General features: G+C 71.6%; 14 protein-coding genes, 1 tRNA gene and 1 pseudogene. 9 read left to right on the forward strand and 7 right to left on the reverse strand.

What is annotated here, in order from left to right:
• Positions 1–44 precede the first annotated feature (44 nt).
• Positions 45–1,225, forward strand: a pseudogene (locus ACP7TJ_RS15635) (IS3 family transposase).
• Positions 1,226–1,952: 727 nt separating this feature from the next.
• On the opposite strand, the gene ACP7TJ_RS15640 reads toward ACP7TJ_RS15635, so the two are convergent.
• The 3 genes from ACP7TJ_RS15640 to ACP7TJ_RS15650 form a co-directional block, all read right to left on the reverse strand.
• A complete protein-coding gene (locus ACP7TJ_RS15640; RefSeq protein WP_427763558.1) occupies positions 1,953–2,111 on the reverse strand; it encodes a hypothetical protein in 159 nt (52 codons plus the stop codon).
• A gap of 287 nt (positions 2,112–2,398) precedes the next feature.
• A tRNA-Ser gene (locus ACP7TJ_RS15645) sits at positions 2,399–2,485 on the reverse strand.
• A gap of 64 nt (positions 2,486–2,549) precedes the next feature.
• A complete protein-coding gene (locus tag ACP7TJ_RS15650; protein ID WP_266398629.1) occupies positions 2,550–4,001 on the reverse strand; it encodes a S1C family serine protease in 1,452 nt (483 codons plus the stop codon).
• 293 nt (positions 4,002–4,294) lie between these two features.
• Here ACP7TJ_RS15650 and ACP7TJ_RS15655 point away from each other — a divergent pair, with 293 nt between their 5' ends.
• The 3 genes from ACP7TJ_RS15655 to ACP7TJ_RS15665 all read left to right on the forward strand — a co-directional run bounded on the left by ACP7TJ_RS15655 (position 4,295) and on the right by ACP7TJ_RS15665 (position 7,225).
• A complete protein-coding gene (locus ACP7TJ_RS15655) occupies positions 4,295–5,125 on the forward strand; it encodes a glycerophosphodiester phosphodiesterase (protein WP_167741416.1) in 831 nt (276 codons plus the stop codon).
• 225 nt (positions 5,126–5,350) lie between these two features.
• Positions 5,351–5,995 carry an ATP-binding protein gene (locus tag ACP7TJ_RS15660; RefSeq protein ID WP_093764217.1) on the forward strand — a complete coding sequence of 215 codons (645 nt, stop codon included), beginning with the start codon at positions 5,351–5,353 and terminating at the stop codon, positions 5,993–5,995.
• A gap of 264 nt (positions 5,996–6,259) precedes the next feature.
• Positions 6,260–7,225 (forward strand): DUF5926 family protein, encoded by a 966-nt coding sequence (locus ACP7TJ_RS15665; protein ID WP_093764218.1) that lies wholly within the window; start codon positions 6,260–6,262, stop codon positions 7,223–7,225.
• A gap of 310 nt (positions 7,226–7,535) precedes the next feature.
• On the opposite strand, the gene ACP7TJ_RS15670 is transcribed toward ACP7TJ_RS15665, so the two are convergent.
• Together ACP7TJ_RS15670 and ACP7TJ_RS15675 are read right to left on the reverse strand one after the other, a co-directional pair.
• Positions 7,536–8,201 (reverse strand): hypothetical protein, encoded by a 666-nt coding sequence (locus ACP7TJ_RS15670; RefSeq protein ID WP_427763559.1) that lies wholly within the window; start codon positions 8,199–8,201, stop codon positions 7,536–7,538.
• 55 nt (positions 8,202–8,256) lie between these two features.
• Entirely contained in the window at positions 8,257–8,922 is a 666-nt protein-coding gene (locus ACP7TJ_RS15675) for a bifunctional DNA primase/polymerase (protein WP_167741414.1), read from the reverse strand.
• Positions 8,923–9,425: 503 nt separating this feature from the next.
• Here ACP7TJ_RS15675 and ACP7TJ_RS15680 point away from each other — a divergent pair.
• Together ACP7TJ_RS15680 and ACP7TJ_RS15685 are read left to right on the forward strand one after the other, a co-directional pair.
• Positions 9,426–10,937: a PP2C family protein-serine/threonine phosphatase gene (locus tag ACP7TJ_RS15680; RefSeq protein ID WP_093764221.1), complete on the forward strand. Its 1,512-nt coding sequence runs from the start codon at positions 9,426–9,428 to the stop codon at positions 10,935–10,937.
• Between the two features lie 117 nt (positions 10,938–11,054).
• On the forward strand, positions 11,055–12,518 hold the full coding sequence (locus ACP7TJ_RS15685) for an aminopeptidase P family protein (RefSeq protein ID WP_093764222.1): 1,464 nt from the start codon (positions 11,055–11,057) through the stop codon (positions 12,516–12,518).
• Between the two features lie 69 nt (positions 12,519–12,587).
• Here the strand turns inward: ACP7TJ_RS15685 and ACP7TJ_RS15690 are convergent, their stop codons facing one another.
• On the reverse strand, positions 12,588–13,133 hold the full coding sequence (locus ACP7TJ_RS15690) for a hypothetical protein (RefSeq protein WP_318295863.1): 546 nt from the start codon (positions 13,131–13,133) through the stop codon (positions 12,588–12,590).
• Positions 13,134–13,367: 234 nt separating this feature from the next.
• On the opposite strand from ACP7TJ_RS15690, the gene ACP7TJ_RS15695 reads away from it, so the two are divergent.
• Positions 13,368–15,665: an LPXTG cell wall anchor domain-containing protein gene (locus ACP7TJ_RS15695; protein WP_401407264.1), complete on the forward strand. Its 2,298-nt coding sequence runs from the start codon at positions 13,368–13,370 to the stop codon at positions 15,663–15,665.
• 68 nt (positions 15,666–15,733) lie between these two features.
• Here ACP7TJ_RS15695 and ACP7TJ_RS15700 read toward each other — a convergent pair whose 3' ends face one another.
• Complete coding sequence (locus ACP7TJ_RS15700) at positions 15,734–16,189, reverse strand: ATP-binding protein (protein WP_093764225.1); 456 nt, start codon at positions 16,187–16,189, stop codon at positions 15,734–15,736.
• A gap of 220 nt (positions 16,190–16,409) precedes the next feature.
• Here ACP7TJ_RS15700 and ACP7TJ_RS15705 point away from each other — a divergent pair, with 220 nt between their 5' ends.
• Together ACP7TJ_RS15705 and ACP7TJ_RS15710 are read left to right on the forward strand one after the other, a co-directional pair.
• Positions 16,410–17,195, forward strand: a complete 786-nt coding sequence (locus tag ACP7TJ_RS15705; RefSeq protein WP_367549094.1) for a hypothetical protein — start codon at positions 16,410–16,412, stop codon at positions 17,193–17,195.
• 182 nt (positions 17,196–17,377) lie between these two features.
• On the forward strand, positions 17,378–18,121 hold the full coding sequence (locus tag ACP7TJ_RS15710; RefSeq protein ID WP_367549095.1) for a YcnI family protein: 744 nt from the start codon (positions 17,378–17,380) through the stop codon (positions 18,119–18,121).
• Positions 18,122–18,141 lie beyond the last annotated feature (20 nt).

Consider the following 18,141-nt stretch of genomic DNA (forward strand, 5'->3'; position numbering starts at 1 on the left):
CACCTGACCTGGCTTGCTGAGAGGCGGCCTGGAAGGATGTTGCAGTGCCCAAGCCGTATCCGAAGGAGTTCCGCGAGGACGTCGTGCGGGTCGCGCGCAACCGTGAGCCCGGCGTCACGCTGGAACAGATCGCCGCCGACTTCGGCGTCCACCCGATCACGCTGTCGAAGTGGCTGCGCCGTGCCGACACCGATGAGGGCGCCAGGCCCGCGACGGCCTCGGGTGAGTCGGCCGAGTTGCGCGAGGCCCGCAATCGCATCCGGCTGCTGGAACAGGAGAACGAGGTCCTGCGGAGGGCTGCGGCGTATCTGTCGCAGGCGAACCTGCCGTCCAAATGATGTACCCGCTCGTCCGCGAGCTGGCCGCCGCCGCTGCCCCTGGCCGGGTGCCGGTGGCGGTGACGTGCCGGGTGCTCGGGCTGGCCCACCAGCCCTACTACCGGTGGCTGTCCTCACCGGTCACCGAGTCCGACCTCGCCGAGGGGATACCGGGCCAACGCCTTGTTCGACGCGCATCGCGAGGATCCCGAGTTCGGTCACCTCTTCCTTCTCGACGAGGCCCGGGCCGCCGGTGAGGCGATGGCTGAGCGGACCGCCTGGCGGATCTGCCGGGACAACGGCTGGTGGAGTGCCTTCGGCAAGCGCAGGGGCCGTGGGAAGAACGCCAAGGCCGGGCCGCCTGTCCATGATGATCTGGTGCGGCGGGACTTCACCGCAGCCGGGCCGAACCGGTTGTGGCTGACGGACATCACCGAGCACGCGACCGGCGAGGGCAAGCTGTATCTGTGTGCCGTCAAGGAGTCTACTCCGGCCGCATAGTGGGCTATTCCATCGACGCCCGGATGAAGTCCAGCCTCGCGGTGAAAGCCCTTGAATCCGCGGTGGCCCGTCGCGGCCAGGTCGCCGGATGCACCGTTCATTCCGATCGCGGGTCGCAGTTCCGCTCACGGAAGTTCGTGTCCGTGCTCGCACGTCATGACCTGGTCGGCTCCATGGGCCGGGTCGGTGCGGCCGGCGACAACGCGGCCATGGAGAGCTTCTTCGCGCTGCTGCAGAAGAACGTCCTCGACCGCCGTACCTGGGCCACCCGCCAGGAGCTGCGGATCGCGATCGTGACCTGGATCGAGCGCACCTACCACCGGCGCCGACGTCAGAGACGCCTGGCCCGATTGACCCCCGTCGAGTACGAGACCATCATGACCCCACCCGCAGCCCTGGCTGCATAAACCCCGCTGTCACCCAACCCTGCAGCAGTCCCCTTCCCCTGGCGAGCGTTGAGCCACCAGAAGGAAGCCACCGTGAAGATCAAGGCACAGGCTGCCACGGTGGCAGCTGAAGGAAGCGATCCTGCACTCTGCTGTTCTGCAGCGCATGTTGGACCAAGCACACGGTGAGTGTGACAGCGCACCCACCAGCCTGCAGCGGTTTGGCTCACTGACTCCACAGGCACAGCTTGCAGCCAATCACAGCAGAACGTTACTGATCGCTCTCGGATGGTGCTTCTCCACATACGGTGAGAGCAGCGTCAAACGCCTCACGCGCCCACACAGCTCCGGGCATGCAGGCAACCCATGGAAGCTGCAGGTCACATGCCCATCAGCAGGAGCCAGTGCAACGTCTGTGGGGAGAAGCATCAAACGACCATGCAGCTTCATCACCTCAATGTGGAGCCATCCCCGCACGCGCGGGGAGGGAGCCCGCTACTCTGGCGATGCAAACTTCATGTCTCATCCGCCAAGGCATGGGGATCCATAAGTGACTAGCGGTGTCGTCCGCCAGCGATGCCGCGGTTTCAGCCAAGACTCCTGCCCCCAAAGACGGGGGCCGCGATGCCTGAGCATCACGGCCCCCTGTGCGTCGAGCCACCGACGCACGATGCTGCCGTCTGGCAGCTACTTGGCTGCCTCGGCAGCCACCCTTCGGAGGAGGGGCCTTGAACTGATCCGCTACTCGCTAGTTCTTGTCGAATACGTCATGCGCGAAGCGCGCGGCGTTGACGAAGAACGAGTACATGGACCAGTTCGGGCCCTTCCTCTTCTCCCCCTCGTTCACCTGTTCGACTTCCCGATCAGCTTCCGAGGGAGGTCGAGACGCATCCTGCTTGTCTGCCATCTATCACCTCCGGATGTATGCCCGAGTGGGCTGTACGGAGGCTCCGGGGTGAGGTAGACGAGCACACTGCCGCCTCGTGCGCGAGCCTACGGGTTCACGGGTGCGGGGTGGGCCGGTTCTCAGAACTCCGCACCGTGACATGAAGAGCGCACAAGCTGGTCCACGCCTGGTCCACACACGGTGATCAACTACGTGACAGAGCCGGATCAAGGTGAGACAGGCACCACGCAGAAGGGGTGCCTCTCGTGAGAGGCACCCCTTCTGACCTGCAACATCTATGACCTGCGCGGAGGCGGTGGGATTTGAACCCACGGTGACATCGCTGCCACGACGGTTTTCAAGACCGTTCCCTTAGGCCGCTCGGGCACGCCTCCCCGCGCCGGCCGGTGATCGGCGGCGCGGGGACAAGGGTAACGGGTTCGGGGGTGGCGGGTGGGGTCAGCTGTCGCCGACGCGGGAGCCAAGGGTGAGTTCCGTGGTGTGCTCCTTGCCGCCGCGTTCGTAGGTGATCGTGACCTCGTCGCCGGGCTTGTGGGTCCAGATCTCGCCGATCAGGGTGGGGCCGGAGTCGATGACCCGGTCGTCGAGCTTGGTGATGACGTCGCCCGGCTTCAGGCCGGCCTTGTCCGCGGGGCCGCCCGGGTCGACGGGCTCGGTGCCGCCCACGCCCTGCTCGGTGATCTTCGCGCCGTTGGTGGTGTCCTCCAGGGAGACGGATGCGCCGATCTTGGCGTACACCGGCTTGCCGGTCCTGATCAGCTCCTGGGCGACGTACTTGGCCTGGTTGATCGGGATGGCGAAGCCGAGGCCGATCGAGCCGGCCTGGCCCGTGCCGAAGCCGCCGTTGCTGGTCGACTGGATCGCGGAGTTGATGCCGATCACGTTGCCCTGCGCGTCCAGCAGCGGACCGCCGGAGTTGCCCGGGTTGATCGACGCGTCGGTCTGCAGCGCGCTCATGTAGGAGGCCTTGCTGCCCGTGCCGTCGCTGGAGGCGACCGGGCGGTTCTTGGCGCTGATGATGCCCGTGGTCACCGTGTTGGACAGACCGAAGGGCGCGCCGATGGCGATGGTCGAGTCGCCGACCGCCACGTCGTCGGAGTTGCCCAGGGTGAGCGGCTTGAGGTCTGACGGCGCGTTCTTCAGCTTGATGACGGCGACGTCGTACCCCTGCGCGTTGCCGACGACCTCGGCCTCGTACTTCTTGCCGTTGGGGAACGTCGCGGAGAGGTTGCCGCCGTCGACGGCGTCCGCCACCACGTGGTTGTTGGTGACGATGTGGCCCTGCTTGTCGAAGACGAAGCCCGTGCCGGTGCCGCCCTCGCCGCTGCTGCTCGCCGCCTCGATGGTGACCGTGCTGGGCAGCGCCGCCGCCGCGACCGCGGCGACCGTGCCCGGGTCGCGCTTGACGTTGCCGCCGCTGGTGGACGACGAGACGGTCGTCGAACCGCCGCTGTCGTTCTCCCGGGCGAGCGTGTAGCCGAGACCGCCGCCCAGGCCGCCCGCGACCAGCGCGGCCACCAGGACCGCGGCGACGAGCCCGCCGCGCCCACGGCCGTTCTTCGGCGCGGGCTGCTGGTGCGTGGTGCCCCAGCCGGCGCCCCAGCCGCCACCGCCGTGGCCCGCGGCACCGTGTCCGGCGCCGCCGTCACCGCCGTACGCCGGGGTGGACGGCGGCGGGGGCGGGGGCCAGGAGGGGTCGGGGGCGGAGGAGGACTCGCCCGCGCCCGCGTCGTGGTGAGCCTGGGCGGCCGGCGGGCCGTAGGGGTCGGCGGCCGCCGGAGCCGACCCCGGGTGCGCGCCCTGGGGTGCGGAAGCAGCGGGAGCATCCGCCGGGGGCGGCGGAGCCGACGGGGCCGGGGGTACCGCGGTGCCCTCGTTCTCGGTGCTCACAGCTTCTCTCCTCGATCCACGGCTTTTCGGTCTCGGTCGCACTCGGGCCCGCATGTCACGCGCGCCTGACGTCCGGCGCGACGCAGCTGGAGCTGTGCACGTCTCTTTGTATGACGTCAGCTTTTCCCACACGCCGTCAGGGCACCGTAAGCCGTTCCTGTGGGTCCGGGGTCATTCTTTATATAGGGCATTACTTACGTAAGGTGCGCCACTCGATGGCTCCGACCGGACTGCCGTACCGATCACGCCACACCGCCCGCCCGTCCACCGGCGAGCGGTGGCACCATGACGCGGTGACCCACGCACGTCAGCACCTGACCCGAGTCGTCGCACACCGGGGGGCCTCCGAGGACGCCCCCGAGCACACCCTGGCCGCGTACCGCAAGGCGATCGAGGACGGCGCGGACGCACTCGAATGCGACGTACGCCTCACCGCCGACGGACACCTGGTCTGTGTACACGACCGTCGCGTCAACCGTACGTCGAACGGACGCGGTGCGGTCTCGGCGCTCGAGCTGTCCGACCTCGCCGCGCTCGACTTCGGCTCGTGGAAGACCCGGGACGCGGCGGGCGGACCCCGCGTCGAGGAGCCCGACTGGGAGCACCGCCCGGAGGACCGCGAGGCCACCTCCGTGCTCACCCTGGAGCGCCTGCTGGAGCTCGTCGCCGACGCCGGCCGCCGGGTAGAACTGGCGATCGAGACCAAGCACCCCACGCGCTGGGCGGGACAGGTGGAGGAACGGCTGCTGGCCCTGCTCAACCGGTTCGGCCTGGACGCGCCCGCCTCCCGCGAGGACTCGCAGGTACGCGTGATGAGCTTCTCCGCGCGCTCCCTGCACCGCGTGCGGACCGCCTCCCCGACGCTGCCGACGGTCTACCTCATGCAGTTCGTCACACCGCGGTTGCGTGACGGCCGGCTGCCCGAGAGCGTGGACATCGCGGGCCCGTCGGTCCGCATCCTGCGCAGCCACCCCGCCTACGTCGAGCGTCTGAAGCGGACCGGGCGCCAGGTGCACGTCTGGACGGTCGACGAGCCGGCGGACGTCGACCTGTGCGTGAGCCTCGGCGTGGACGCCATCATCACCAACCGGCCTCGCGCGGTGCTGGACCGACTGGGGCGCTGACCGGGGCGGAACGGTGGGAGCGCCGGCCCGGGCGGACCGGCCGGAAAGCGCACCCCGGGCCTTGCGCGGTCGTCACATCCGTCCCGTGTGCCCCATGGTTCCCACCCGCCTCTTGACCCAGGGGCCGGTCGCCCACATCCTCATATCTCGGCCACATCGACGAAATCCAGCCATGCGACTACGGGGAGTGCTCCGGCGCGTTCGGTGCGTATTCGATCGTTCCGAGTGCGTCACCGCGCACGGATCGGCCGGTTTCCGGTTCAGGCCGATGGGGCATCCACACCGTGGCGTGGGGCGAAGGAGGTCTCGGGGGTGGCGTTGGTGGTGGCACAGGAGGTGCCCACGTCGTCGAGCATGGCCGTGCCCCATGGCCCTGCGGGCGTGGGGAAGGCGAGGCGCCGGATGCGCGCGCAGCTGCGCGACGGAGGCGTCCCGGAATCGGTCGTCGACGATGCCGTGCTGATCCTTTCCGAGCTGTTGAGCAACGCGTGCAAACACGGCCGGCCACTGGGCGACAGCCTGGCCGGGGACGGCGACGTGCGTGCGGCCTGGCGGGTGGATCCGCGCGGCCGGCTCGTCGTCGAGGTCACCGACGGGGGCGGCCCGACCCGCCCAGCGCCTGCCACCCCGTCGGTCACCGCGCACGGCGGCCGCGGGCTCAACATCATCTCCGCGCTCTCCGACGACTGGGGCGTGCGCGACGAGGTGCCCGGCGAGGTCACGGTGTGGGTCGTCGTCCACGAGGACGTGCACGACCCGGACGCCGGGAGCTGCCACCGCCGCGAGGACTTCGCCGCACGGGTGACCGCCCCGCCGGTCGCGCGTCTCACCGGCCTGGACTTCGCGGACGTCTTCGACGACCTGGACTGACGGCGCGGCCGCCGGGCGGATCGCGGGCCGGTACCGGGTCCGGCTCTCCCGGACGGCGGCACCGGGTCGGGCTCTCCCGGACGGCGGCACCGGGTCCGGCTCTCCCGGACGGCGGCACCGGGTCCGGCGCTTCCGGAAGGGGTGCGTCGACGCGCCCCCCGGCCGTCCACGGACCACCCCGTCGTCCACAGGTTCCCGTCGGCCGTGGCGCGAACGGCTAGGCTCGCGCCGTACGAGACGAGCCGTAACCGGGAGACACCCACGATGGCCAAGAAGCGACCTCAGACGAAGGCCAAGCGCCCGCAGCTCACGGACGGGCAGATCCCGGTCGTCGGCGCCCGCGAACCCTGCCCCTGCGGCAGCGGCCGCCGCTACAAGGCGTGCCACGGCCGTGCCGCCGCCCAGGCCGTGACCGAGCTGGTGCACCGCCCGTTCGAAGGCCTTCCGGGCGAGTGCGACTGGGTGGCGCTGCGCGAGCTGGTGCCGGCCGCAACCGTCGAGCTGACCCTGAAGGACGGCCTGCCCGAGGGCGTCCCGTCCGTCACCCTGGCCACGGTGCTCCCGATGGCCTGGCCGGCGCTGCGCCGCGACGACGGCTCGGTGCTGCTCGGCCTGCAGAACGACACCCCCTCCGGGGACCTCAGCCGCGACCTCGCCGACACGCTGCAGCGCGCGCTGACCGCCGAGCCGGGCACCCCGGTGCAGGCCCGTCGCGCGCCCGCCGACGGCCCCCGGCTGCAGGACCTGCTCGACCCGAAGGGTTCTTTCGAGCCGGTCGTGCACGACGGGTTCGAGTTCTGGGTCCCGGATCCGGAGAACGCCACCCCGGACGTCACCGCCTCCCTGGAGCGGGCCAACGCGGCGGCGATCCCGACCGTGAAGCTGACGGGCGTGGACTCGGCGTACTGGTGCGAGACGCCCGAGAAGAACCACCTGCGGTGGGTCATGCCGCACCCGGAGGAGCAGCTTCTGGACGCTCTCGCCCGGCTGCACGCGGCGGGCCGCTCCTCCTTGGGCGAGGGCACCCGTCTGGTCGGCTCCTTCCGCGCTCACGGGCTCACCGTGCCGGTCTGGGACCTGCCGAGCGAGGTCCGCGCGGAGGACGTGGAGAAGCCGGCCGCCGAGTTCGCCGAACGGCTCGCCGCCGCGCTGGCGACCGACGCCCCGCTCACCGCGGACGAGCGCCGGGCGCGCGGCGGTCTGACGAACCGCCAGGTCACGCTGAGCTGAGGCGCTCCGCACCCGGCTCCTCACGGATGTTCCCGGGCGGCCGAACCGCCCGGGACGCATTTCCTTACGCTCGCGTAACTCCCCGTTCGGACAAGCCAGTCGGTGACCGGAAACGCCGAGATCGAATTTGCTTACCGCCGATCTCTTGTTACCGTTCGAGTAGCCCGGTTGCTGGTGCATCCCCCGTCGCCAGCAACCGGGTCTTTACGTGCCCGCCGCGCGCCCTCCGTACGGATCTCCGGCGTCGGCCGTTCCGGGCGCCCGGCACCCGCCGCACAGGGGAAGCCCGGCCCGCCCTCCGGGTCTCACCTCACCGGTTCTGCCCCGACGGGGAGTTGCTCCCGGCCCGCAGCAGCAGCCGAGCCCCCTCCGCATCGCCCGCGTGGGCGGCGAACTCCGCGACCGCCGAGTACCGCACCGGCTCGCCCTTCAGGCGCACACGCGGCGTCTCGCACAGGGACGGGTCGTCCCCGGCCCCCGCCACGCACCGGCTCCGCACGCTGTGCCCGTCCGGGCCGAGCAGGGAGAGAGCCGCGTCCAGGGACGCGCCGGTGGTGTTGCGGTAGTACGTCCGCGCCCACACGTCCTCCCCCTGTACCGCCACGCACGTCTGCGCCTCCACACCGTCCGGCGAGGGCAGGGCGGGGCCGCAGCGCAGGCCGGTCGCCAGATGCGCGCCGGGCGGCGTCTGGTCCGCCTCCGGCGCCCGCACCGGGGCGTGCCCGTCCCCGGCAGGTGAGGTGTCCCTGCCCCCGGCGGATGAAGTGTCCCCGCCCGAGGCGGGTGCGGAAGCACGCCGTTCAGGGGCGGAAACCGGACGCAGATCATCCGGCCCGGCCGAGGTGGGGCGCCGGTCGTCGTCCTGGCCCGCGCAGGCCACCGGCAGCGCGAGCGCGCAGGCCGCCGCGACGGCCGCGAGGGCGGTCGCCCGGGCTCTGCGGGACGTCCTGGCACGGCCCCCGGCATGACGCGGCATGCCCCGGGAAGATAGCGGCCCGGCACCAGGTGCCGGGCGCGGCGCGCGACGGCGCCTACATCTCGGGGGCGCTCACACCCGTACGGGTGAGGGCGTCGACCACCGCGTCCACCACGGCCTCGACGCCGGGCACCCAGGGCGACGCCGAGCCGGGCAGCGGCGCCCGCTCCCAGCGGATCTCGCCCTGTGCGGTGACGGACGGGGGCAGGGCCAGATAACCGCCCTCGCCGTGAAAGCGGAGCGAGCCGGGGACGAAGTCCTGGGCGTACAGCAGCTCGCCCAGCTGCTCCAGGGAGTAGGGCTCGACGAGGATCGCCCAGCGGGAGGGCGAGGCGACGACCGGGCCGAGCCGCATCCCCCGGCGGTCCAGCGCGGCGAGCGCGCGGGCGGCCGGCAGGGCGGGCAGGGACACCGCGCACGGGGCCTTGCCGCCGGTGGCGAGCACGATCGGCGCCGTCGGCCGGTTGGTCCACCACCAGCGCACCATCCGCGCGTCGGTGGTGGCGGCGAGAAGGCCGGGGTCGAACGGATGGGCGCCCGGCACCGTGCACTCCGGGTCGGGGCAGGCACAGCGGGACCCGTCCTGCGGGTCGGCCGCCACGCCGGGGAGGACGGGCCACTGCCATTCCGCGGCGAAGGTCAGGGCCGCACCGATCAGATCGGGCCCTTCGTCACCGCGCCGGGACAGGAGCCTGCGTCGCCTTCCGAGGATCTCGCGCATGAGCGCTCGTTCCTTTCCGTTGCACGCCTGGCAACACCGTGGACCACTCACGTCATGTGTCGATCACTTCACTGTGCGTACCTGTTGGCGCATCACACCCCCGTGCCGGGCAGGGGGAACCCCTAAGGGCCGGGCATGGGCTGCCTCCGCGGCCGTTCCACCCATACAGCGTTTATCAGAAGTACGGGTACGGCGTGGGGTGGCGAAGTCTGGCGTTTACCGTCGCGCGTGGTTCTCTCCGCCTCCGCCACGGGAGGATGGGGCACGGTCGTCAGTGGTTAAGACGCCCGGGTCCGTCGCCAGGTTCCCGGGCGATTCCCTAACCGCCCCTGGCCTTCTCCGAGTACGTACCCATCACGACCGCTGTGACGCTCCGTCGAGCAAGGCCAGTCGACCGCAGTAAGCCTCCCCCTGAGGCAGTTTCAAGCCAACTTCGAATTTCGGCAAGAGGTCCGCCGGGAGTTCTCCCCCGTCACACGGACACCAGGAATTCCAGCAGGACAATGCTGGACATCTCCTCACGAGTACGTGTACATGTGGAGACACTGCCGGCGACGCAGAACGACATGGGGGTTTGCGATGCTTTTGAGCAGTACGTACCGGCCGGAAAGCCGGACGCCATGAACGCTCCGCACCCTCCGAAAGTGGCCGGAATCGATTCAACGGTTCCCTCCCCCGCACACACTGTCGCGCCCGCCACGGGTACCGCCCCGTCAACCGCGGCACACCCCCAGAACGCTCCGGGCGCGCTGCTCCAGGACCGCCTCGCCGGCTGGGTCTCGGACCTCACGACCCTCCACGAACTGACCGAGCGCCTGGTCCGCGCCGGCACGCTCGACGCCGCGCTGGACGAACTGCTGCGCGCGGGCGCCGCCCTGGTGGGCGCACGGCGCGGGCTCGTCGCCCTGGAGCCCGCCGACGGCCGCGGGCCGTCCACCACCGCCGGCTACGGCCTGGGCCGCGCGGACCTCGGCCACATGGAGACGGTGCCGCGCGGCGCCCTGCCGCACACCCGGATCCTCGACGGGCTGCCCGGCGGGGACGACGGTGTCACCGAGCCCGATCTGTTCGCCGAGAAGGGCCTCGACCCCCGGCACCGCGAGGTCGCCGCCCGCCTCGGCTACGCCGCGAGCTACGCCCTTCCCCTCGCCACCGACTCCGCCGGACGCCTCGGCGCCGTCGTCTGGCTCTACGACGAGCCCGCCGAACCCGCCGAGCGGCAGCGCCACCTCGTGGGTCTGTACGTCCGGCACGCCGCGGAGCACCTCGCCCGGCTCCTCGAACTGGAGCACACGCGCGCGTCGATGGCCACGATGACCGAGGAGTTGCTGCCCTCCCGCCTGCCGCGGGTGGCCGGCGTGCAGCTCGCCGCCCGCCACCGCACCTGCCCGAGCGGCGGGGGCGACTGGTACGACGCGCTGCCGCTGCCGGACGCCGCGCTCGGTCTCGCCGTCGGCTCCGTCACCGGCTCCGGCCCCAGCGCGGTCGCCGCGATGGGCCGGCTGCGGGCGTCGCTGCGGGCGTACGCCGTGATGGAGGGGGAGGACCCGGTCGCCGTCCTGTCCGACCTGGAGCTGCTGCTGCGGCTGACCGAGCCGGCCCGGTCGGCCACCGCGCTGTTCGGCTACTGCGAGCCCGCGGTGCGCCGGATCACCCTGGCCGGGGCGGGGCACAGCCCGCCGCTGCTGCTCGGTGAGCGCCGCACCGAGTTCGTGGAGACCTCGGTCTCGGCCCCGCTCGGGATGCTCGCCTGCTGGGAGGCGCCCAGCGTGGAGGTGCAGGCCGAGGCGGGCGACACGGTGCTGCTCTACACCGACGGGCTGCTGCACCGCACCGGCGACCCGACCGACCGCGCCTTCGCCCGGCTGCACGCCGCCGCGGCCGGGGTGCCGCGGGCGCTGCGCCGCGACCCGGGCGCCGTCGCCGACCACGTGCTGCGGGCGGTGCTGCCCGAGGGCGCGGAGGAGTCGGACACCTCGGAGGACGTGGTGCTGCTCGCGGCGCGCTTCGACTGACCCGCCCGGCACACGCGCCGCTCACTCCGCGTGCCCCCGAGGTAACAGGCACTTCCCCGGTTCGTCCGTTTCCACCCGACCGTACGATGGGGGTGGTCCAGTGCCGTATCGAGGAGGATGACCGTGGCGGAGGAGCTGCCGGAGACCCCGGAGACTGCCGACGAGGAGCCCGTCAAGCAGCGGAAGAACGGCCTGTACCCGGGCGTGTCCGACGAGCTGGCCGAGAACATGAAGAGCGGCTGGGCCGACACGGAGCTGCGCGACCTGGAACCGATCCCGCAGGCCGCCGAGACCGCCGCCCGCCGCGCGGCGCTGTCCGCCCGCTTCCCCGGTGAGCGCCTGGTGATCCCCGCGGGCAACCTGAAGACCCGCTCGAACGACACGGAGTACCCCTTCCGCGCGTCCGTCGAGTACGCCTACCTCACCGGCAACCAGACGGAGGACGGCGTCCTCGTCATGGAGCCGACGGCCGACGGCCACAAGGAGACGGTCTACCTCCTGCCCCGCTCCAACCGCGAGAACGGCGAGTTCTGGCTGGACGGGCAGGGCGAGCTGTGGGTGGGCCGGCGCCACTCCCTCACCGAGGCCGAGAAGCGGTACGGCATCCCCGCCTCCGACGTCCGCGAGCTGGCCGGCGCGCTGCGCGAGGCCACCGGCCCGGTCCGCGTGGTGCGCGGCTACGACGCCGGGATCGAGGCGGCGCTGACCGACAAGGTCACCGCCGAGCGCGACGAGGAACTGCGCGTCTTCCTCTCCGAGATGCGGCTGGTCAAGGACGACTTCGAGATCGGCGAGCTGCAGAAGGCCGTCGACTCCACCGTGCGCGGCTTCGAGGACGTGGTGAAGGTCCTCGACAAGGCCGAGGCCACCAGCGAGCGCTACATCGAGGGAACGTTCTTCCTGCGCGCCCGCGTCGAGGGCAACGACGTCGGCTACGGCTCCATCTGCGCGGCCGGCCCGCACGCCTGCACCCTGCACTGGGTGCGCAACGACGGCCCGGTCCGCTCCGGCGACCTGCTGCTGCTCGACGCCGGCGTGGAGACGCACACGTACTACACCGCCGACGTCACGCGGACGCTGCCGGTCAACGGCCGCTACACCGAACTGCAGAAGAAGATCTACGACGCCGTGTACGACGCCCAGGAGGCGGGCATCGCGGCGGTGAAGCCGGGTGCCAAGTACCGCGACTTCCACGACGCTGCGCAGCACGTGCTGGCGGAGCGGCTCGTCGAGTGGGGCCTGGTCGAGGGCCCGGTGGAGCGGGTGCTGGAGCTGGGCCTGCAGCGCCGCTGGACGCTGCACGGGACCGGTCACATGCTCGGCATGGACGTCCACGACTGCGCCGCCGCGCGCACCGAGACCTATGTCGACGGCACGCTCGAGCCGGGCATGGTCCTCACCGTGGAGCCGGGTCTGTACTTCCAGGCCGACGACCTGACGGTGCCCGAGGAGTACCGGGGCATCGGCGTCCGCATCGAGGACGACATCCTGGTCACCGAGGACGGCAACCGGAACCTGTCGTCCGCCCTGCCCCGCCGCTCGGACGAGGTGGAGGCGTGGATGGCGGGCCTCAAGGGCTGACGCACATCACCGCGGTACGACGGCCGGGCATGCAGGCGTGCCCGGCCGTCGGGCGTTGGGCGGGGACCGTCAGGCGTGCGGACCGTAGTCGTCGAGTTCGGCGCGGAGGGACGGCACTCCGGCAGCGTCCCCGGTGCGGTCGGCGGGTGCGCGCAGGACCTTCATGAGGCTGGACAGCGGGGCGTGCTGAGGACGGGCGTCGTAGTCGATGCCTTCCTCGTCCCGGTAGTCGTCGATCCGCTCGAACGGGACGATCACGTACGGACGCCGGGACCACGGGTGGGTGCCGACGGGGTCCGGGTCCATGCGCCACTGGGTTCCGCGGCACCGGTTGTGCACCTCTCCGAGGTACCAGCAGGCCACCTGGGCCAACAGCGTGTCCTCCTGGGCGAGCAGGTCGTCCACGCCGGTGAAGTGTTCCCGGACGAGGCTCTCGAGCCGGTCGAGGGAGCGTTCGGAGAAGTCCCAGCCGCCGCCGTACCGCTGGGCCCACTCGGCGAAGCGACCCTGCTGTTCGGCCAGCCACGCCGACAGGCGCGGGTTGTCCGCATGCGCCGTGTCGATGCGCTCGGCGACGGCGTGCTCGTCTTCCCCGTCCTGCATGTCCTCGCTCACGCCTGCCAAGCCTAGTCGCCCGCTGCGACCGGAACGTCCCGGCGTCTGCACGGAATTGACACATGCCATGCCGGTGAAACCCGGTTGCGTGAGCGAAGCCAGGCCCTAGTGTGACGGGTCTTGCGCGACACCATCGACCAACGGGGGCCCGGGGTCGCGCGGGGCACGCACGGACCTGTGGGTCCCCGGGGGATGTTTCACGTGAAACCACGCATACGCGCACGCTCATGGCGCGTGGTGAGCCGCGGTGTGATCGCGCTCGCCTGCGCCACCGTCATGGCCGTCACCGGCCTGCCCATGCTCGACACCGCCGAGGCCGCACCGCTGCCGCGCCCGAAGCCCGGCAAGCGCTGCGACGAGATGTACGGGATCAAGAACGTCCCCACCGGCCGCCTGCCGCAAGGGGACGCCTCTCGCGCGGTGGACCGGTGGGACACCTACGACTACGTCAACCCTGGCCTCCAGTTCGACGGCCTCAACCCCACCCAGGCGGAACTGGACGCCGCGGGCACCGACTACAAGCAGTACGGCCACGACGACCCCCGGCGCATCTACGCCCGCTTCAACGCGCAGAAGCGGTGGAAGAACTTCGCCGACTACCTGTCGAAGGTCTACATCCCCAACCAGGGCTTCGACGCGCGCGGCAAGGCGTTCATGGCCAAGGTCGTGCGGGAGATGGGCCTGACGGGGCCGGACTGGATCTGCGAGAAGGAGTTCTACTTCACGGACCCGGACACCGGGGACCGTCATCTGCGCCGTCTGGACGCCTACAACAAGCGCACCCGGGAGATCGTCGAGGTCAAGTCCAACGGCAGCCCCGACGGCCGTGAGAAGCCCGCGGACCGCGCCTGGGCCAAGAACCCCGGCTGGCGCTCGTACAAGTACACCTACGTGTTCGCCGAGAAGCAGACCAGCGACGCCAAGAAGTTCATGGCGGAGCTGAAGGGGACAGCGGGCCAGGACACGCTCGGACGGGACCGGGTCCGGTCCTACGACTACCAGTCCCACCACCGAGGCGTGCCGCCGAAGGGCACCGAGAACGGCCCGTACCGCGCGAACGGCACGACCATGTCGCCCGGCAACGGCACCTCCACCGGCTCGCGGGGCTCGGGCAACCAGGTCATCCGCCAGTCGCCGCCCAACCCGCAGACGCTCAAGGAGCAGCTCGACCGCCTGGGCCGGACCGGGCAGCGCTCCTTGATGAACCGCGGTCTCGGCGGCATCGACTTCACCACGCTCGACCTGCGGTACATCGGCAAGGGCAAGGGCGGCAAGGGGCTGAACTACGCGTTCTCCGCCAAGACGGTGGAGGACGAGTACGCGGCCGGATGGGGCGGCCAGGAGAAGGGCAACCTGATCTCCGACTCGTTCTTCACCTGGCTGGCCCTCGACCCGTCGACGTTCTGGGTCAACCTGAACCCGGACGAGCCGGACCGGATCATCGACGCGAAGTTCGGCAGCACGGATGCCGGCCGGGTGCTGCTGGAGGCCGACCTCGAGCTGAAGCACGACATCTTCAAGGCCATGGATCCCAAGACCGACGCGGGCCGTGACTTCATGAACGCGCTGCCCCAGCGCAACGGTTTCCCCTGCTGGGCGGGCTTCCGGTACTGGATCGAGCCGGAGACCGCCGTCGTGCGGGAGGAGAACGGCGGGATCCACATCCTGGACACACCGCTGAAGCTCTCCACGGTGCCGCAGGAGACCACGACGCAGCCGCCCGGCGGGGAGGGCTGCGACCTGTCCGAGGCGGAGAAAGAGCAGTCCGACCGTGTGCTCGACCGTTACATCACCCCGCTGGTCGAGAAGAAGGTCAACGAGGGCGACTACTACGCCGATCTGCGCCGCGTCTACACCGCCCGCGTGGCGGCCGAGTGGGTCCGCCAGAACGCCGCGGACATGCCGGCCGAGTACCGCAGGATCATCAACAGCAACGACGTGTCCCGCTGGCCGCTGCGCGCGCCCCACCAGGACTGGACGGGCAAGCAGGTCTGGGACCGGTACTACAAGGCGTTCACCGAGGGCACCTTCAAGTACGAGTGGAGCAACGGCGAAGAGGTCTACGTCTACACCGTGGGCGGAGTCGACTTCTCCAAGCAGCCCAAGCGCAACATGGAGGAACTGCGCTTCCGCACCGAGCAGCGCTACAAGCCCCGCACGGTCGGCTTCGCGGTGGACACGATCGCCGACGACCCGCACAAGGAGGGCTACCTGATGTTCGGCGGCAACAGCGCCGGACGTTCCGAGGGCGGCACGCCCACGCCGACCCCGACTCCTACCCCGACCCCGACCCCGAGCGGTACGGAACAGCCGGACCCGACGCCGACCCCCTCCCCGTCGGCTCCGGAGCCGTCGCCGAGCGCGTCCTCCCCGGCCACCGCGGCACCCGGCCCGAAGGACCCCGACGGCGGCCTCGCCGACACCGGTAACACCACACCCGTCGGCCTGATCGCGGGTATCGCCGCCGCGGCGGTGGCGGCCGGCGCCGGACTCGTCTGGTGGCGACGCCGCAGGGCGAACACCGACGGCTGACCCGCACGACAGCCGGTACGGCCGAGGGCCCCTCCCGCATCACCCGGGAGGGGCCCTCGTCCTGTGCGCTACACCGCCGTCAGCGGCGCGTCCTCGCGCCATTTCAGGATCTTGTCGAAGCTCACCACCGCGCCGCCCCGGCCCGGCTTGTTGCCGATGTGGACGTGGTCGGCCAGCTGCTCGATGAGGCAGAGGCCGCGTCCGTGCTCCGCCTCGGCGGGGACGGGCTGGGGGCGGGGGCGGGTCCCGGCGGCGGGGAAACCGGGGCCGGCGTCGGCGACCTCGATGCGGCACTTCTCGCCGTCGAGGTAGGCCGTCACCCGGAACGCCTCGGAGGCGTGGTCGCGCGTGCCGCCTCCGCCGTGCTCCACTGCGTTCGCGCAGGCCTCGCTGAGGGCGACGGACAGGTCGTAGGAGATCTCGGGGTCGACGCCCGCGGTCTCCATGGTGCCGAGCAGCAGGCGCCGGGCGAGCGGCACGCTGGCGGCATCACGCCGCAGATGGAGTGACCACCAGATGCTCATGCTCCAGCCTCCTGGCTGCGGCTCGACATACCGTTACGTATTGCCCTGAGTGGTCACCTGTAAGCGCGAAGTTGACGTGAGACCGCCCATATGGCGGGTGCACCGGGGAGCCGATCGGTGTATGCGGGACACCGCACCGCACAGGTGATCTTACGGTCGTACCTCATCTTGCGGACCTGGCGTACGGCGCCCCGGCGGCTGGTGCGATGATGAGGCCGCCATGTCTGCCCCTTATCCGCGCACGACGCGCGCCGGACGAGGACTCCGGATCCTGCGGGCCGCGGTGTTCGCCGCGGTCTGTGTCGTGCTGGCCGGGGCAGGTCACTCGCTCGCCTCCTGCGACGCCGTCCCGCTGTGGACGCTCGGCGCGGGATTCCTCGCGGCCGTCGCCGTCGCCGTGCCGCTCGCCGGGCGGACCCGCCCGCTGCCGGTGATCGCCGCGCTGCTGGCCGGCGGGCAGACCGCGCTGCACACCCTGTTCGGTCTCGGGCAGCACGGCACGCCCACGGGCGCCGCGTCCGACGCCGCCCTGGTCGCCCAGGCCGCCCGCCTGCTGTGCGGACCCCGCGCGATCAGCCCGGCCGAGGCCCAGCGGCTCCTCGCCGACGCCCGGATCACCCCGCACGGGACCGGGACCCACGCGGCCGGGACCGTGACGGCCGGACCGGCGGAGTCGCTGCTGCCGTCGCTGCCGATGCTGCTCGGCCACGTCCTCGCCGCGCTGGCCGCGGGATGGCTGCTGCGCCGGGGCGACCTGGCGCTGCTGCGCCTGGCCGACCTGTCCGCGCAGGGTGTCGCCGAAGGCGCCCTCGTGCGGTCGCTCCGCGGGGCGCTCGCCCTGGTGCGGGCCCTGCGCGCCGGACTCCCCGGCGCGCCCGAGGCGGGCCCGATCACCCCGCGCACCGCGCTGCTCGCACCGCTCCCGCCGCGCTCCGCGGGGCTGCACCACACGGTGGTCCGCCGCGGTCCCCCGGCCTCCGCCTCCGCACTCGCGCTCGCCGCCTGACGCGGGGCGACCCACCGTTCCGGGGTTTCCGGACGAGCTGAGGGGCGCCTCCGTGCGGCACGCGTGTGCGCCGGTTCCGCCCGCGTGCGCCCGGCCGTCGTCCCGCCGAAGGAACGACCGGCCGTCCGCGCCGCGCATCCCTCACCGTCAGTGAAACCTCTACGAAGCGGAGTGCTTCTGCCATGAAGGCTTCCCGTATCGCCGCCGCCGGTGCCGTCGCCGGCGCCGCCGTCCTCGCCGTGTCCTCCCCCTGCTTCGCGCACGTGAGCGTGCAGCCCGAGGGTGAGGCCGCCAAGGGCGGCTACGCGGTCGTCGGCTTCAAGGTCCCCAACGAGCGGGACAACGCCTCGACCACCAAGCTCGAGGTCACCTTCCCGTCGGACCACCCCCTGTCGTCCGTGCTGCCGCAGCCCGTCGAGGGCTGGGACATCAAGGTCACCAAGTCGCGCCTGGCCGAGCCGCTCGAGGTGCACGGCAAGAAGATCGACGAGGCCGTCACCAAGGTCACCTGGACCGCCAAGGGCGAGGGGATCAAGCCGGGCTTCTTCCAGAAGTTCCCGGTGTCCGTCGGAACGCTGCCCGAGAACACCGACCAGCTCGTCTTCAAGGCCCTGCAGACGTACTCCAGCAAGGAGGTCGTCCGCTGGATCGAGGTGCCGCAGGAAGGCCAGGAGGAGCCCGACAACCCGGCTCCGGTGCTCGCCCTGACCGCGCCCGCCGAGGACGGCCACGGGCACGGCGCCGCCGCCGACGACGACAAGGCGTCCGACGACGCGGAGAAGGCCTCCGCCGAGACCTCCGCCGCGTCCGGCGACGACTCCGGCGGCACCGACACCACCGCCCGCGTGCTGGGCGTCGTCGGCATCGTGGTCGGCGCCGCGGGCGTCGCGTACGGCGTGCTCGCCGGGCGCCGGCGCACCGCCTGAGCCTCCCCTCTCCACGGCGC

It is taken from the genome of Streptomyces sp. DSM 41931 (genome assembly GCF_050271085.1).
Taxonomy (GTDB): Bacteria; Actinomycetota; Actinomycetes; order Streptomycetales; family Streptomycetaceae; genus Streptomyces; species Streptomyces albogriseolus.

Excerpts from the sequence above, each read along its gene's own strand:
- ACP7TJ_RS15640 (WP_427763558.1), bottom strand. The coding sequence starts at position 2,111 with ATGGCAGACAAGCAGGATGCGTCTCGACCTCCCTCGGAAGCTGATCGG.
- ACP7TJ_RS15665 (WP_093764218.1), top strand. The coding sequence starts at position 6,260 with ATGGCCAAGAAGCGACCTCAGACGAAGGCCAAGCGCCCGCAGCTCACG.
- ACP7TJ_RS15670 (WP_427763559.1), bottom strand. The coding sequence starts at position 8,201 with ATGCCGCGTCATGCCGGGGGCCGTGCCAGGACGTCCCGCAGAGCCCGG.
- ACP7TJ_RS15675 (WP_167741414.1), bottom strand. The coding sequence starts at position 8,922 with ATGCGCGAGATCCTCGGAAGGCGACGCAGGCTCCTGTCCCGGCGCGGT.
- ACP7TJ_RS15680 (WP_093764221.1), top strand. The coding sequence starts at position 9,426 with ATGCTGGACATCTCCTCACGAGTACGTGTACATGTGGAGACACTGCCG.
- ACP7TJ_RS15685 (WP_093764222.1), top strand. The coding sequence starts at position 11,055 with ATGACCGTGGCGGAGGAGCTGCCGGAGACCCCGGAGACTGCCGACGAG.
- ACP7TJ_RS15700 (WP_093764225.1), bottom strand. The coding sequence starts at position 16,189 with ATGAGCATCTGGTGGTCACTCCATCTGCGGCGTGATGCCGCCAGCGTG.
- ACP7TJ_RS15705 (WP_367549094.1), top strand. The coding sequence starts at position 16,410 with ATGTCTGCCCCTTATCCGCGCACGACGCGCGCCGGACGAGGACTCCGG.
- ACP7TJ_RS15710 (WP_367549095.1), top strand. The coding sequence starts at position 17,378 with ATGAAGGCTTCCCGTATCGCCGCCGCCGGTGCCGTCGCCGGCGCCGCC.